The following is a 15,478-nucleotide window of genomic DNA, read 5'->3' on the forward strand; positions in this document are numbered from 1 at the left end:
AGTGTCCGCCGACGGTGCCCCGGACCCCGCCGCGGGCGCAAGCGGATATGCCGACGCCCGGCGGCCGCGTCAGCCCCGCCGCCGCCCCGCGCCCGGCAGGGCCGGGGCGGCGTCTAGTCCCAGCAGGCCGCGCAGCGTCCCGTGGGCGTGGTCCCAGGTCCATTCGGCACGCACCCACGCGCGGCCCCTGCCGCCCATCGCGCGGGCCTCGGCGGGGTTGCGCAACAGCCTGACCAGCCGGTCCGCCGTCGCGGCCACCGAGCGCCCGTCGACGACATGCCCCGTCCGGCCCTCGCGCACGGCGTCCGGCGCGCCGCCCGAGTCGCCCGCCACGACCGGGAGTCCGGACGCGGCGGCCTCCAGGTACACGATGCCCAGGCCCTCCACCTCCAGGCCGCCCCTGCGGGTACGGCACGGCATCGCGAACACGTCGGCGGCGGCGTAGAACGGCGGGAGCGCGTGGTGGGGGTGCCCGCCGGCCAGGACGACGGAGTCCATCACGCCCTCGCGCAGGGCCAGTCGGCGCAGTTCCGGCGCGTACGGGCCGTCGCCCACCAGGAGCAGTACGGCGTCCGGGACCGCCCTGCGGACCCAGGGCAGTGCCCTGATCAGCGTGTCCTGCCCCTTGCGCGGGACCATCCTGGCCGTGCACAGGATCACCGGACGGTGCCCCAGGCCGTACCGGGTCCTGACCGGGCCGCCGTCCCCCGCCGGATGGAAGGCGGCGGTGTCCACGCCGGGGGCCAGGCGGGCCGTGCGGGTCCCGGGCGCGAGGGCCGCCTCGACGGGCCCGCGGGTGCTCGCGCCCAGCCAGGTCACCGTGTCGACCCGCGTGCCGATGCGGCGCAGCAGGCCCCGGGTGCCGGGAGTGCGGGCCCACCACACCTCGTGGCCGTGGGTGGTGGCGACGGCGGTACGGATCCCCGCCGTGCGCCTGAGCCGGTCCGCCATCAGCCCGAGGGGCGCCGCCGCGCCGAACCACACCCGGTCGCAGCCGTAGTGCCGGGCCACGGACGCGGCGTGCGCGGTGGCGCGCGGCGTGGGCAGCAGGGTGCGGGCCGGGTGGCGGACCACCGGGTACGGGAAGGGGTCGCCGTCCCGCGCCGGGTCCGCCGCCGAGGTGAGGACGACCACCTCGTCGGGCGGGAAGCGGTCGGCCAGTTCGCGGACGAAGGTCTCGATGCCGCCCTGCCGGGGCGGGAAGTCGTTGGTGACGATCAGCGTGCGGGGGCGGGGCGCGCGGCTCGTCATGCGAGGACCTCCGCTCCGGCGCGGGCGGGCTCCCCGGCGGGGACGGGCGGCGCGGCGGGGTGCCGGGTGCGCAGCGCCAGCGCCCCGAGGACCAGCGGGTACACCAGGTAGCCGAAACGGGTCGCCGGCATCAGGGCCGTCGCCAGGCCCAGACCGAGCGCGAGCCGCGCGGCCGCCGCCCGCACCGTCCCCGGCGGCCGCAGCGCGAGCGAGAGGCCTATCAGCAGCGCCCCCGCCGCGAGGAACGCGAGGGCGATCACCGTGCCGCCGGGGACGTACGACGCGAGCAGGTGTCCGGGCAGCGGGCTCTCCGCGGGCGAGGCGACGGCGGTGAGGCCGAGCGGGAAGGCGACGACGTTGCGGTGGAAGCCGGCGGGGTCGGCGAGCGCGAAGGGCAGTACCGCCGCCGTCGCGGTGCCCAGGCCCACGGCAGCGCACCGCAGCGCGGACCGTCCGCCCCGGCTCACGGCGACGAGCGCGAGCGCCACCGGCAGCGCGGGCCAGGCCGTCCACTTGAGCGCGGCGGCGGCCCCCAGCGCCAGACCGGCCCGGCCCGCCCGCCCCCGCCCGGCCAGCGCGACACCGAGGCACATCAGCCCGGCCACCGGCAGGTCGACACCGCCCACCGCGCAGGGCAGCGCCACCAACGGGCAGGCCAGCAGCCGGGCGCGGCCCAGGCCGACGGCGGCGAGGCAGGCGACGAACGCGCCGCCCAGCCACCAGCGGGGGTCGCCGGGCAGCACACCGAAGAGCGCCATCCCCGGCAGATAGGGGTTGAAGTCGCCGACGGCCACGGGGGCGGAGACGTACGGGCTCCCGGTGGTCAGCAGCAGCCGCCCCGACCGTTCGACGACGGTGACCTCCGACTGCGCGAGCCCCGCCGCCACCAGACCGGCGAGCGGCACCAGGACGGCCCCCAGCACGGCCACGGCACGGGCCGTGCGGCGCGGCCGGGAACCGGACGACAGCAGCGCCGCGAGCGCGTACCCGGCCCCCGCCGTCCACCCCCACACCCGGTGCGTTCCCACGTCCGAGGCGAGCGCGAAGCCCGGCGCGGCCACCGCGCACCCGGCCCAGAGCCCGTGCTCCAGTCGCGCCGGCGAGTACGCCGCCGCCCGCTGTCCAAGTCTCTTCCCCATGTCCGTCGACGCTACGAACGCGCAGGTCGCACGGCGTCAACCGAGGCTCCGCACCCGGGACTCAACCCGTGGTACGACATCCGCCGCCGGACTCCACCCGAGCGGTGACGCGCGGCCCCGCCCCGGCCGGGATCATGGGTCGCATGAGTTCGCCGCTGCAGCGGCGGGTCCGCGACTGGATCGCCGCACCCGCCTACCCCTGGGTCACCGGTGGCGCCGTGACCGCCGGAGCGGCCGTCGAGCTGATCGTCATCCCCGCGGGCGTGACGACCACGATCGGGGTGCTCGTCTCGGCCGCCTCGCTGATGTGGCGGCGCTCCTTCCCGCCGATCGCCGTGCTCACCGTCGCCGCGGGACTCCTCGGCTTCGCCGGCGACATCAACCTGTACGTCTCGATCATGGTGAGCGGGCTGACCGGCTGCTACTGCCTCGGCCGGCGCCGGGTGCTGCACCCGGCGCTGACCGTCGCGGGCGGCGCGCTCGGCGCCCTCTGCGTGAACCTGGTGCACATCAACACCTGGTCGCGGATGGAGCTGCCGGTGCCCGCGCTGTGGGAGAAGGGCTCGCTCAGCCTGTTCGCCGAGTCGTTCCTGCTGACCGTGGTCGTCTTCGGCGCCGTCATGATGGGTGACGCGGTGCGCTCCCGCGAGGAGACCCGCACCGAACGGCACCTGGCCCAGGCCCGCATGATCGCGATGGAGCGGCAGCAGGCCGCCGAGGCCGAACGGGCCGCCATCGCCCGTGAACTGCACGACATCGTCTCGCACTCGGTGTCGATGATCGCCGTCCAGGCCGAGAGCGCCACCTACACCACCCCCGGACTCACCCCCGAGGCCCGCGACGGCTTCCAGCACATCGCGGCCACCGCCCGCTCCTCGATGGCCGAACTGCGCCGCCTGCTCGGCGTGTTGCGCACCCCCCAGGGCGACGCGGCCCTCACCGCACCGCAGCCGACCCTCGACCACCTCGCCGAACTGGTCGAGCAGCACCGGGCGGTGGGCGGCGTGGCCGAGCTGCGGATCACGGGGGAGCGGGTGACGCTGCCCGCCGCGTGGGAGCTGTCCGCCTACCGGATCACCCAGGAGGCGCTGACCAACGCGCGCAAGCACGCGCCCGGTGCCCGTACCGTGGTCGAGGTCGACTACGGCGCCGACCGGCTCCTCACCCTCCGCGTCCGCGACGACGGCCCCGGCCGCGGCGCCGGCTCCGGTCCCGGCGCGGGGCACGGCCTGACCGGGATGCGGGAGCGGGCGGCCCTGGTCGGCGGGCGGCTCAGCGCCGGGGCGGGTCCGGACGGCGGGTTCCTGGTGGAGGCGGAGCTTCCGTGGGGGAGCGGGTGAACCCGGTGGCGGGAGAGCCGTCGGCGGCAGAGAGGGGTACGGGTGTGATCAGGGCACTGGTCGCCGACGACCAGGCGGTCGTCCGCACCGGCTTCGTGAACCTCCTGGGCACCCAGGACGACATCGAGGTCGTCGGCGAGGCGGCGGACGGGGTGCAGGCGGTCCGGGTGGCCGCCGAGACCCGGCCCGACCTCGCCCTCCTCGACATCCGCATGCCGCACCGCAACGGCATCGAGGCGGCCCGCGAGATCCTGGCCGCCTCCGGCGGCACGACGAAGGTCCTGATGCTGACGACCTTCGGTCTCGACGAGTACGTGTACGACGCCCTCGCCGCCGGGGCGGGCGGCTTCCTGCTCAAGGACGCCACCTTCCCCGAACTGCTGCACGCGGTCCGGGTGGTGGCGGCCGGCGACGCCCTGCTCTCGCCCGGCATCACCAAGCGGCTGATCGCCGAGTTCGTCCACGCGCGCGGGTCCAGGCTGCCGGTCCATGCGGCCGGCGACCTCACCGTCCGGGAGACGGAGGTGCTGACCCTGATCGCGCGGGGCCTGTCCAACGCGGAGATCGCCGTCCGCCTCACCATCACCGACCACACCGTGAAGACCCACATCAACCGGGTGTTCGCGAAGCTGGAACTGCGGGACCGGGCCCAGGCCGTGATCGTGGCCTACGAACTGGGCCTGGTCCGGGCCGGCGGCGGACCCTCAGCCGGAGAAGCCGACGCGCGCGAGCCGCAGTGAGCCGCGCAGCCTGACACGGACGTCGTGGACGCCCCCGGCGGTGAACGCGCCGTCGAGGTCCACGTAGGCGTACGGCCCCGGCGTGGGCGCTTCCGGCGACAGCACCGCCACCGGCGGCCCCCCGTCGAGGGCGATCTCGACTGTGCCCCCGCCCGCCACCGACACCGTCACCCCGGTGACGCCGGACCCGAAGTCGCAGTCGCGGTAGAGCAGTTCACCCGTCCGGTCCGCCACCGGCGTCACCGCGTCGCCCGCCACCCTCGTCCGGTCGACGATCTCCGTGCCGCTCTGCTCGTCGAAGTCGGCCGCCGCCAGGCCGCGTTCGCGCACCGGGCGGGGCGTGGCGGGCTCTCCGTCCAGGACGACGGCCGTCTCCAGGCGCACGTCCTCGCTGGAGGCGCCCACCAGCAGCGCGTACGGCCCCGGCTCCAGCCGCCACCGGCCGTGCGCGACGTCCCAGAACGCGAAGGCGGACAGCGGTACGTCGAAGGACACCCGGGCCGTCTCGCCTGGAGCGAGGCCCAGCCGTCGGTGTGCCAGCAGCTCCCGGCGCGGACGCGGGACCGACCCGCACCCGGCCCGGACGTAGAGCTGGGCCACCTCGTCGGCGGTGACGTCCCCGGTGTTGGTGACGGAGAAGGACACCGACACCTGCCCGTCCGCCACCCGCGCCGCCGGGTCGCCGTAGCCGAAGGACGCGTAGGACAGGCCGTGCCCGAACGGGAACAGCGGTGTCCCCTCGAAGTAGAGGTAGGTCTGACGGCCGCCGATCACGTCGTAGTCGAGCGGATCGGGCAGGTCGGCGTCGTCCGCGTACCAGGTCTGCGGGAGCCGGCCGGCCGGTGAGACGTCCCCGGCGAGGACCCTGGCCAGCGCGGTGCCGGCCGCCTGGCCGCCGTGAGCGGTCCACAGCGCCGCCCCGAGCCCTTCCGTGTCCACCGCGTACGGGTAGGCGGACACCAGCGTCAGCACGGTGGCCGGACCGGCGGTGCGGGCCGCGCGCAGCAGCCGCTCCTGGTGGGCGGGCAGCCGCAGCGTCGTACGGTCCTCGGTCTCCCGGCCGTTGATGTGCGGGTCGTTGCCCGCGACCACCACGACCACGTCCGCCTCGGCCGCCGCCCGCGCCACCGCGTCCTCGCCGCGCTCGGTGACGACCAGGCCGAAGACCTCGGCGGCGTCCTCGTCCGGGGCGGCAACCTTCACGCCGTCGGCGGCGACCCGGACGTGACGACCCGTGCCCAGGTGCCTCAGGAGGTGACCGTTCCCATGCGGTTCGAGACGGAACGTCTCCTGCACGACCCAGCCGCCGGGCTGGTCGGCGGAGGCACGGAGGCGGCCGTCCCCGGCGACCGACAGGTAGCGGCCGTCGGGGGCGCGCAGGGTGATGACCCCCTCGCCCCAGTCGGTCAGCGCGAACTCGGTGCCGACGGCGTCCGTGGTGAGCGGCGGCAGGTCGGTGCGGCCGGCCAGCAGGGCCGGGTCGAGGGCGCCCTCGCCGCCGTGCGCCTCGTCGGCGGAGCCGTCGGCAGGGAGTACGTGCAGGTGGGCCCCGTCGGCGGTGCGCAGCCGGACCCGGTCCACGCCCTCCGCGAAGCTCACCCGGTCGGCGCCGAACCGCTCGTACAGGCCCTCCAGCGGAGTGGAGCGGTGGATGAGCGTGCCGCTGTACCAGTCGAGCTTGCACTCGTCGGCGAGCAGCCCGACGACGGCGACACGGGTGTCGGGGGCCAGCGGCAGGACGCCGTCGTTCCGCAGCAGGACCACCGCCTGCTCGGCCGCCTCCAGCGCCAGCGCCCGGTGCTCGGGCGTGTCGAAGTCCGCGTCGGTGTCCGCCGTGACGGCGTACGGGTCGTGCTCGGGGTCGAACTCGCCGAGCCGGAAGCGGACCGACAGCTGGCGGCGCACGGCCGCGTCCACGTCGGCCTCGGTCAGCAGGCCCCGGGCGAGGGCGCCCCGGACGCGCGCGAGGGTCGTCGAGGAGTCCGTGCCGTGGTCGGTGAAGCTGTCCACGCCGGCCCGGAGCGCGGCGGCCGTCGCCTCCTCGTGGGTGGCGAAGTAGTGCTCGGAGTCGACCAGGTTGGAGGGCGCGCCCGCGTCCGAGCAGACCAGCAGGTCGTCCTCGGTCCAGGTGCGCAGGTGCCCGGCGAGGTGGGGGGAGACGTGGTTGGGGCGGCCGTTGACCAGGTTGTAGGCCGGCATCACCCCGGCGACCGCGCCTGCCTCGACGGTCGCGCGGAAGGCGCGCAGGTCGTACTCGTGCAGGACGCGCGGGCGCACGGACGACGAGGAGGTGTCCCGGTCCCGCTCGTTGTTGTGCGCGAGCCAGTGCTTGAGGACCGGCGCCGTACGCCAGTACACCGGATGTCCGCCGCGCAGGCCCCGGGTGTAGGCGGTGGCGAGGGCGGAGGTGAGCCCCGGGTCCTCGGAGTAGCCCTCCTCGTTGCGGCCCCACAGGGGGTGGCGGAGCAGGTTCACGGTCGGCGACCAGACGTTGAGGCCGACCCGGTCGTCGCGGGCGCGCATCGCCCGGGCCTCCTTGGACACCGCCTCGCCGACCCGGCGCACCAGGTCCTCGTTCCAGGTCGCGCCGAGCCCCACGGCCTGGGGGAACACGGTCGCCGGGCCCATCCAGGCCACGCCGTGCAGCGCCTCCTGCCCGGTGCGGAAGGCGGCGATGCCGAGCCGTTCGACGGCGGGCGCGAACTGGTGCAGGAACCCGGTCTTCTCGTCGAGCGTGAGCCGCGACATCAGGTCGTCGACGCGCTTCGCGAACGGCAGGCGCGGATCACGGAAGGACGGCGCGGGTGGCGTGGATGCGGTCACGTGGGGTTCCCCTTGGGATGGATCGGCCAGCGCATTCGAAGCGCTTCGATGCTGGTTCGCGGCAGAGGCGGGTGTCAAGGTCCTTGAGCACGCCGCGTGCAATCTGGAATCGGCTCTTGTGCACCCCCAGGGGTTCACTTAACCTCGCAGCAACATCGAAGCGCTTCGACTAAGCCTCCCCACATCGCAGCCGACGGCCACCACCGCGTGTCCCGGTGCGCCACGAAGGGTTGACGCAAATGACGCCGAACGCCGCCTCCGGTCCCAGCCGGAGAAGTTTCCTCGCCTCCACCGCGGTCGCCACCGCGGCGGTGGCCGGAGGAATGCCGCTGCTCTCCGCCTGCGGCGGATCCGACGGAGGCTCGCGCGACGGCACCACGTCGGGCAAGGACGCCGAGAAGCTGCTGCCGGCGTACGTGGCGGCCGGTGTGGTCACCCCCGACATCCCCAGCAAGAACGGCTCCGCGGTCGGCTTCACCGGCAAGCTCGATCTCGCGGACCTGAAGACCTCGGTGCCCGAGAAGCTCGGCAAGGGCGGCCGGGTCACCGTCATGTCCCCGTTCTGGGGGTCACCGCCCAAGGAGGGCAACGCCTACTACCGGGCGATGAACGACCTCATCGGCGTCGACGTGGCCTGGCAGAACCAGGACGGCAACACCTACGACCAGAAGCTCGGCGCGGTCCTCGCCTCCAGCGAGGTGCCCGACGTGGTGGTCGTGCCCGGCTGGAACATGACCGGCAGGATACCCAGCGCCATCATCGGCAAGTTCGCCGACCTCGGCCCCCACCTCTCCGGCGACGCGGTCAAGGAGTACCCGAACCTCGCCGCGATCCCGACCGACGCCTGGCGGCGCTCCATCTTCGGCGACAAGCTCCGCGGCCTGCCGATGCCCTCCTCCTACGTGACCGGCATCGTGCCGCTGTACCGGCGGGACATCTTCGAGAAGCAGGGCTACGAAGTCCCGCGCTCCTGCGACGAGTTCATGGCGCTGGCCAAGGACGCCACCAGCGCGAAGGCCAAGCGCTGGGCCTGCCTGGACATGAAGTGGACCGCCTTCAACGCCTTCGGGGTGCTCTCCGGCAACGAGAAGTCCCTCGGCTGGAACGAGGTCGACGGCAAGCTCGTGTACCGCATCGAGACCGACGAGTACCTCGAAGCGCTGGAGTGGACCCGCAAGCTCTTCGCCGCCGGTGTCGTGCACCCCGACGCCAGGCTGGGCAAGAGCAACGCCGCCGACCCCGGCCCCAAGTTCGCCGCCGGCGAGTTCCTGGTCTACAACCAGGACTCCTCGCAGTGGTGGAGCCGCACCGCCGAACAGGCCACGCAGAACCCGGAGTTCGAGATCTGGGGCATGGACATCTTCGGGCACGACGGCGGCGCCCCCACGCTGTGGGCGCAGAACCCGGCGAGCATCTTCGCCTTCGTCAGCAAGAAGGCCCCCGAGTCCGTGATCCGCGACGTGCTGGCCGTCGCCAACGTCACCGCGGCGCCGTACGGCACCAAGGAGTACATGGCGACCAACTACGGCGTGGAGGGCACCCACTACACCGTGAAGGACGGCTTGCCCACCAAGACCGACCAGGGCAACATCGACGTGATGAACGCCTTCGTGATGGTGGCGAGCCCCGCCGCGACCATCGCCCACCCCGACTTCCCCGAGGTCGCCCGGGGGCAGGTCGAGTGGCAGCAGCGGATGGGCGCCGTCACGACGAAGCCCGCGTTCTACGGCATGCAGATCACCGAACCCGCCCGCTACACCAACCTCGCCAACGACTTCGAGCAGTTGGAGGACGACGTCGTCCGCGGCCGCAAGAAGATCGGCGACATGCAGCAGGCCGTCGCCGACTGGAAGAGCAAGGGCGGCGACAAGCTCCGCGACTGGTACCGGAAGATCCTCGACGAGAACGGTTCCGCGGCCGGCTGACAGGTACCGAGGCAAGGAGAACCGCCGTGTCGCACAGCACGGTGCCTCGGACCGACACCGAGGCCGAAGCAGAAGTGAAGGAGAACCCCCCGGCGGCGCACGGCGCCGGCCCCGGGTCCCCGGGGAAACCGTCCGGCGGGAAGCCCGGCCTGCGGCTCAGGCTGCGCCGCGACCGCGTCCTGCTGCTGATGACCCTGCCGGCCGTCCTGCTGGTGCTGCTCTTCAACTACGTACCGATCCTCGGCAACGTCGTCGCCTTCCAGGAGTACGACCCCTACCTCAGCGACAACGGCGTCGTCTCCATCCTGCACAGCCCGTGGGTGGGGCTGGAGAACTTCCAGCGGATCTTCCAGGACTCCGCCTTCTGGAACGCGGTGCGCAACACGCTCGTCCTCTTCGTCCTCCAGCTCCTGCTCTACTTCCCGATCCCCATCCTGCTCGCGCTGCTCATCAACAGCGTGGTCCGGCCCCGGGTGCGCGCGATCTCGCAGGCCATCCTCTACCTGCCGCACTTCTTCTCGTGGGTGCTGGTCGTCGCCGTCTTCCAGCAGCTGCTCGGCGGCGCGGGGCTCCTCTCCCAGCTGCTGCGGGCGCACGGGTACGACGGGCTCGACATCATGACCGACCCGGAGACCTTCAAGTTCCTGATCACCGCGCAGAGCGTGTGGAAGGACGCCGGCTGGGGGATCATCGTCTTCCTCGCCGCCCTCGCCTCGGTCAGTCCCGACCTGTACGAGGCGGCGGCGATGGACGGCGCGGGCCGCTGGCGCCGCATGTGGCACGTCACCCTGCCCGCCCTGCGGCCGGTCATCGCCCTGCTGCTGGTGCTCCGCGTCGGTGACGCCCTGACGGTCGGCTTCGAACAGATCCTCCTGCAGCGCGGCGCCGTGGGGCCGGGCGCCGCCGAGGTCCTGGACACCTTCGTGTGGTGGAACGGCGTACGCAACCAGGACTTCGGCTACGCGGCCGCCGCCGGCCTCGTCAAGGGCGTCATCAGCCTCGGCCTGGTCCTGGCCGCGAACAAGGTGGCCCATGTGATGGGCGAGCAGGGGGTGTACAAGAAGTGACCGCCTTCATCGACAGGTCCGCGAAGTCCCCGAAGCCCCCGAAGTCCGCGAGGTCTGCGAAGGCCGCGGAGCCCGCGCGCCCGCCCGGCCGGTGGGCGGCCCCGCCCCGCCCGGTGTGGGAGGAGGAGCCCAGCCGCGCCGGACTCGCCGGCAAGGGGCTGGTGCTGCTCCTGGCCTGCCTGGGGATCCTGTTCCCGCTGTGGATCGTCGTCGTCACCAGCCTGTCCACCCGCAGGACCATCGACGAGGCCGGCGGCCTGGTGATGATCCCCAAGGACGTCACCTTCGTCGCCTACCAGGAACTGCTCAGCGGCGGCCAGGTCACCCGCGCGGCGATCGTCAGCGTCGGCGTCACGCTCGTCGGCACGCTGTTCTCCATGGCGGTGTCCGTGCTGTGCGCCTACGGACTCTCCCGCAGTGGCTCCCTCGGCCACCGCTGGATCCTCATGCTGCTGCTGGCCACGATGTTCTTCAGCGCCGGCCTCATCCCCACCTACCTGCTGGTGCAGTCCCTCGGCCTGATGGACAGCTACCTCGCCCTGATCCTGCCCAGCGCGATCAGCGTCTTCAACATCCTGGTGCTGCGCGGCTTCTTCATGGGTATCTCCCCGGAGCTGATCGACAGCGCCCGCATCGACGGCGCGGGCGACCTGCGCATCCTGTGGCGGATCGTGCTGCCGCTGTCCCGCGCGGTCGTCGCGGTGATCACGCTGTTCTACGCGGTCGGCTACTGGAGCGCCTGGTTCAACGCCTCCCTGTACCTGAACGACCAGGACATGCTGCCCCTCCAGAACGTCATGATCCAGCTGGTCCAGAAGCAGGAGGCGCCGGTCGGCCTCGGCCAGGCCATCAAGACCGGTGAACTCTCCGGCCTCGCGGTACAGATGGCCGTGATGGTCATGGCCCTGCTGCCGGTCGCCGTCTTGTCCCCGTTCGTCCAGCGCCACTTCAGGAAGGGCATGCTCACGGGGGCGGTGAAGGGCTGATGCCGGACCTCGCGGCCGTGACCCGGCACCGCATCCTCTACGGCGGCGACTACAACCCCGAGCAGTGGCCGGAGGAGACCTGGCCCGAGGACGTCCGCCTGATGAGGGCCGCCGGCGTCAACACCGTCACCGTCGGCGTCTTCTCCTGGGCGCGGCTCGAACCCCGGCCCGGCGTGCACGACTTCGCCTGGCTGGACCGGGTCATGGACCTGCTGCACGAGGGCGGCATCGGCGTCGTCCTCGCCACCCCCACCGCCTCACCCCCGCCCTGGCTCGGCCACCTGCACCCCGACACCCTGCCCCGCGACGCCGACGGCCGCACCGAGTGGTGGGGCGGCCGGCAGCACTTCTCGCACTCCAGCGCCACCTACCGACGGCACGCCGCCGCCATCACCGAGGCCCTGGCCGCGCGCTACGCGAGCCATCCCGCCCTCACCATGTGGCACATCAACAACGAGTACTGCACCTACGACCACGGCGACCGCGCCGCCACCCGGTTCCGCCGCTGGCTCCAGGACCGGTACACCACCCTCGACGCCCTCAACACCGCCTGGGGCACCGCCTTCTGGAGCCAGGGCTACGGCGACTGGGCCGAGGTCATGCCGCCCCGCCGCGCCCACTACCTGAGGAACCCCGCGCAGGTGCTGGACTTCCGGCGGTTCACCTCCGACATGCTCCTGGAGTGCTTCGCCGCCGAGCGCGACATCGTCCGCCGCCACACCCCGCACCTCCCGGTCACCACCAACTTCATGCCGCTCTGGTCCGGCCAGGACGCCTGGCGCTGGGCCGAGGAGGAGGACGTCGTCTCCGTCGACCTCTACCCCGACCCGCGCGACCCGTACGGCGCGCAGGAGGGCGCCCTCGTCCAGGACCTGACCCGCTCCCAGGCACGCGGCCCGTGGATGCTCATGGAACAGGCGGCCGGACCCGTCAACTGGCGTGGTGTGAACCACCCCAAGCCCCGCGGTCTGAACCGCCTGTGGTCCTTGCAGGCCGTGGCCCGGGGCGCCGACGCCGTCTGCTACTTCCAGTGGCGCCAGTCGAGGCAGGGCGCCGAGAAGTTCCACTCCGGGATGGTCTCCCACGCGGGCCCGCGGGGCCGCACATACGAGGAGGTCGTGCAGCTCGGCGCCGACCTCGCGCAGCTCGGCCCGCACGCCGCCGGCACCCGCGTCACCGCCGACATCGCCGTCCTGCACGACTGGCACTCCTGGTGGGCCGCCGACCAGGAGGCCCGCCCCTCCGCCCGCGTCGACCACGCCGACGTCCTGCGCGCCTGGCACCGCGCGCTGTGGCGGGCCCACCTCACCGCCGACTTCGCCCACCCCGACCACGACCTGACCCCGTACAAGGTGGTCCTCGTCCCCCAGCTGTACGCGCTCACCGACACCGCGATCGACCACCTCCTCGCCCACGTCCGCGGCGGCGGCGTACTCGTCTGCGGTTTCCTCACCGGCGTCGCCGACCAGGACGACCGGATCAGGCCCGGCGGCATGGACGCCCGGCTGCGCGAGCTGTTCGGCATCCGCACCCTGCACGAGTGGTGGCCCCTGGAGGAGGACGAGCGCGCCGACTGCGACGGCTTCCGGGGCGTCCTGTGGTCGGAGGAGATCGAACCGGACCCCACCGCCGACGAGGTGATCCCGTATCAGGGCGGCGAGCTGGACGGATGTCCGGCCGTCCTGCGCAAGGGCGGCGCCTGGTACCTCTCGACCCTCCCCGAACCGGACGCCCTGCGCGACCTGCTCGCCCGGATCGCCGCCGACGCCGGGGTCCGCCCGGCGCTCGACGGACTCCCGGCCGACGTCGAGGCGGTGCGCCGCGGCGACCTGCTCTTCCTCCTCCACCACGGCCGCGACCCCGTCACCGTCGCCGTCCCCGGCACCCACCGCGACCTGCTGACCGACGCCACCGTCACCGACCGCGTCACCCTCGGCCGCCACGGCGCGGCTGTCCTCACGGAGCCCGCCCCATGAGCGCCACGCCCGTGCACGGCACCTGGGAGCCCGAGCCCGCCGCCCGCTGGGAGGACGCCTTCCTCAGCGGCAACGGCCACCACGGCGCCCTCGTGTTCGGCGATCCGGACGCCGACCGGGTCATCGTCACCCACCACACCCTCGTCCGCCCGAACGGCGACGAGCACCGCCGCCCGCCCCGCCTCGCCGGCCAACTCCCCGCGCTCCAGGCCCGCCTGCTGGCCGGCGACACCACCGCCGCCGAGACCTTCACCGACGGCCGCCCCCTGCACTGGGTCCGCCCCTTCCACCCCGCCTTCCAACTGCGCCTGGACAGACCCTCCGGCGACGACGCCGACGCCCCCCATCGCCGCCGCGTCGACTTCACCACCGGCGAGACCACCGCCACCCGCGCCGCCTGGACCAGCCGCGTCTTCGTCTCCCGCGCCGACGACGTGATCGTCCAGCGCGTCACCGCCCCGCACCTCACCCTCGGCCTCTCCCTCGACCACCGCCTCCCCGGCGCCCCCGCCGACCTGGCCGTCGGGCACGGCGCAGCCCTCACCCCCGAGGGCGCCCTGCTCACCCTGCGCGCCCGTTACCCCGGCAGCGACCTGGCCTGCACCGGCGTCACCCTGGCCACCGTCACCGGCGGCCGTACGAAGCTCGTGCCGCCTGGCGTCCTCGTCGAGGACGCCACCGAGGTCCTGTTGCTGACCCGGGTGCGCAGACACCCCGGCGAGCTGGACGTGGTCGCCGAGAGCCGCGCCCTGCGGGACCTGCCGGACGCGGCGTCGTACGACGGCCTGCTCGCCCGGCACCTCGCCCAGCACCGCACCGCCTACCGACGCGTCACCCTCGACCTCGCCGCCGACCCCGCCGAACGCGCCCTGCCGGGCTCGGAACTGCTCGCCCGCCCCCGGAGCACCGCCCTCCTGGAACGCCTCTTCGCCGCCGGCCGCTACCATCTGCTGTCGGCGAGCGGCCTGCTCCCGCCCCGGCTCACCGGCCTGTGGACCGGCGACTGGGACACCGCCTGGTCCGGCGCGTTCACCACCGACGCCAACCTCAACCTCCAGACCGCCTCCGCCGTGGCCGCCGCCCTCCCCGAGGTCACCGAGGCCCAGGCCGCGCTGGTCCACCGCCAGCTCCCGGACTGGCGGGACAACGCCCGCGCGATCTTCGGCACCCGGGGTGTCGTCGCACCCGCGCACACCGACGGCGAGTCCGGGCACACCTGCCACTTCAGCCGCGAGTACCCGCTGCACCTGTGGACGGCCGGCGCCGACTGGCTGCTGGCGCCCCTGGTCGACCACGACGAGACCCGCGGCCCCCACGACCCCCGCACCGCCGCCGCCCTCGCCGAAGTCGCCCTGTTCTACGAGGACTTCCTCCACCACACCGACGACGACGGCCACCTGGTCGTCGTCCCCTCCTACTCGCCCGAGAACCGCCCCGCGGACGCGAGCTGGGGCACCCTCGACGCGGCCATGGACCTCTCGGCCGCCCGGCACGCCCTGCTGACCGCGGCCGCCTACCACCCGGCGCACGCCGACCGCTGGCGCGCCCTCGCCGACCGCCTCCCACCGCACCGGACCAACGCCGACGGCGCCCTCGCCGAATGGGCCCGGCCCGGCCTCGCGGACAGCTACGACCACCGCCACCTCAGCCACCTCTACGGCGTCTGGCCGCTGCACGAGATCAACCCCTACGACACCCCCGCCCTGGCCGAGGCCGCCCACCGGGCCCTCGTCCTGCGCGGCGCCGAGAACGACTCCGCCCACGGCCACCTGCACCACGCCCTGATCGCCGCCCGCCTCCGCGACCGCGACCGGGTCGGCCACGCCCTCGGCCGGGTGCTCGACGGGGACTACTTCCACCCGTCCCTGATGAGCGCCCACTACCCCCACCGCGACGTCTACAACGCGGACGCCGCACACGCCCTCCCCGCCGTGCTCATCGAGGCGCTGGTGCAGTCCACGCCCGGCCGGCTGGTCCTGCTGCCCGCCCTGCCCGCCGCCTGCCCGCGGGGCGAACTCCGGGGCGTGCGCACCCGCTTCGGCGCGGAACTCGACCTCACCTGGACCCCCGACGGGGCGCGAGCCGTCCTGCGCCCCGGCCGCACGCTGCGCGTCGAACTCCGGACCCCCTCCGGCGCCGAACCGCTCGACCTGGTCGCCGGAGAGAACCGCGTCCTCACCGTCACCGGTGTCCCGGCGCGGTAGCCCCCGCACCTCCCCCCACCCATGGAA

The 15,478-nt window shown here is 73.9% G+C and carries 10 protein-coding genes; 7 read left to right on the forward strand and 3 right to left on the reverse strand.

The genetic code is table 11. The features are described from left to right. Nucleotides 1-69: 69 nt before the first annotated feature. Together ACFC1X_RS28035 and ACFC1X_RS28040 are read right to left on the reverse strand one after the other, a co-directional pair. On the reverse strand, nucleotides 70-1,251 hold the full coding sequence (locus tag ACFC1X_RS28035; RefSeq protein WP_376358371.1) for a glycosyltransferase family 4 protein: 1,182 nt from the start codon (nucleotides 1,249-1,251) through the stop codon (nucleotides 70-72). Beyond that, nucleotides 1,248-2,390 (reverse strand): hypothetical protein, encoded by a 1,143-nt coding sequence (locus tag ACFC1X_RS28040; protein WP_376358373.1) that lies wholly within the window; start codon nucleotides 2,388-2,390, stop codon nucleotides 1,248-1,250. The genes ACFC1X_RS28035 and ACFC1X_RS28040 overlap by 4 nt, the downstream gene beginning before the upstream one ends. Before the next feature lie 143 nt (nucleotides 2,391-2,533). Between ACFC1X_RS28040 and ACFC1X_RS28045 the strand changes: the two genes are divergently transcribed. Both ACFC1X_RS28045 and ACFC1X_RS28050 read left to right on the forward strand, forming a co-directional pair. Beyond that, nucleotides 2,534-3,730 carry a sensor histidine kinase gene (locus ACFC1X_RS28045; protein ID WP_376358376.1) on the forward strand — a complete coding sequence of 399 codons (1,197 nt, stop codon included), beginning with the start codon at nucleotides 2,534-2,536 and terminating at the stop codon, nucleotides 3,728-3,730. Between the two features lie 44 nt (nucleotides 3,731-3,774). Further along, the gene (locus tag ACFC1X_RS28050; RefSeq protein ID WP_376358378.1) at nucleotides 3,775-4,470 is read left to right on the forward strand and encodes a response regulator; all 696 of its coding nucleotides are present in this window, start codon (nucleotides 3,775-3,777) and stop codon (nucleotides 4,468-4,470) included. Here the strand turns inward: ACFC1X_RS28050 and ACFC1X_RS28055 are convergent. After that, nucleotides 4,435-7,293 (reverse strand): glycoside hydrolase family 3 C-terminal domain-containing protein, encoded by a 2,859-nt coding sequence (locus ACFC1X_RS28055; protein WP_376358381.1) that lies wholly within the window; start codon nucleotides 7,291-7,293, stop codon nucleotides 4,435-4,437. The genes ACFC1X_RS28050 and ACFC1X_RS28055 overlap by 36 nt on opposite strands. A 239-nt stretch (nucleotides 7,294-7,532) precedes the next feature. Here ACFC1X_RS28055 and ACFC1X_RS28060 point away from each other — a divergent pair, with 239 nt between their 5' ends. The 5 genes from ACFC1X_RS28060 to ACFC1X_RS28080 all read left to right on the forward strand — a co-directional run bounded on the left by ACFC1X_RS28060 (nucleotide 7,533) and on the right by ACFC1X_RS28080 (nucleotide 15,451). Continuing rightward, nucleotides 7,533-9,218: an extracellular solute-binding protein gene (locus ACFC1X_RS28060; RefSeq protein ID WP_376358383.1), complete on the forward strand. Its 1,686-nt coding sequence runs from the start codon at nucleotides 7,533-7,535 to the stop codon at nucleotides 9,216-9,218. Between the two features lie 26 nt (nucleotides 9,219-9,244). Further along, nucleotides 9,245-10,285 carry an ABC transporter permease gene (locus ACFC1X_RS28065; RefSeq protein WP_376358385.1) on the forward strand — a complete coding sequence of 347 codons (1,041 nt, stop codon included), beginning with the start codon at nucleotides 9,245-9,247 and terminating at the stop codon, nucleotides 10,283-10,285. A 113-nt stretch (nucleotides 10,286-10,398) separates the two neighbouring features. After that, on the forward strand, nucleotides 10,399-11,271 hold the full coding sequence (locus tag ACFC1X_RS28070; RefSeq protein ID WP_376358514.1) for a carbohydrate ABC transporter permease: 873 nt from the start codon (nucleotides 10,399-10,401) through the stop codon (nucleotides 11,269-11,271). Beyond that, nucleotides 11,271-13,247: a beta-galactosidase gene (locus ACFC1X_RS28075; protein ID WP_376358388.1), complete on the forward strand. Its 1,977-nt coding sequence runs from the start codon at nucleotides 11,271-11,273 to the stop codon at nucleotides 13,245-13,247. The genes ACFC1X_RS28070 and ACFC1X_RS28075 overlap by 1 nt, the downstream gene beginning before the upstream one ends. After that, nucleotides 13,244-15,451, forward strand: coding sequence for a glycoside hydrolase N-terminal domain-containing protein (locus tag ACFC1X_RS28080; protein WP_376358391.1), 2,208 nt, complete (start codon nucleotides 13,244-13,246; stop codon nucleotides 15,449-15,451). Before ACFC1X_RS28075 ends, ACFC1X_RS28080 begins: the two co-directional genes overlap by 4 nt. The last annotated feature ends 27 nt before the right edge of the window (nucleotides 15,452-15,478 follow it).

Source organism: Streptomyces sp. NPDC056128 (genome assembly GCF_042263835.1).
In the GTDB taxonomy this organism is placed as follows: domain Bacteria; phylum Actinomycetota; class Actinomycetes; order Streptomycetales; family Streptomycetaceae; genus Streptomyces.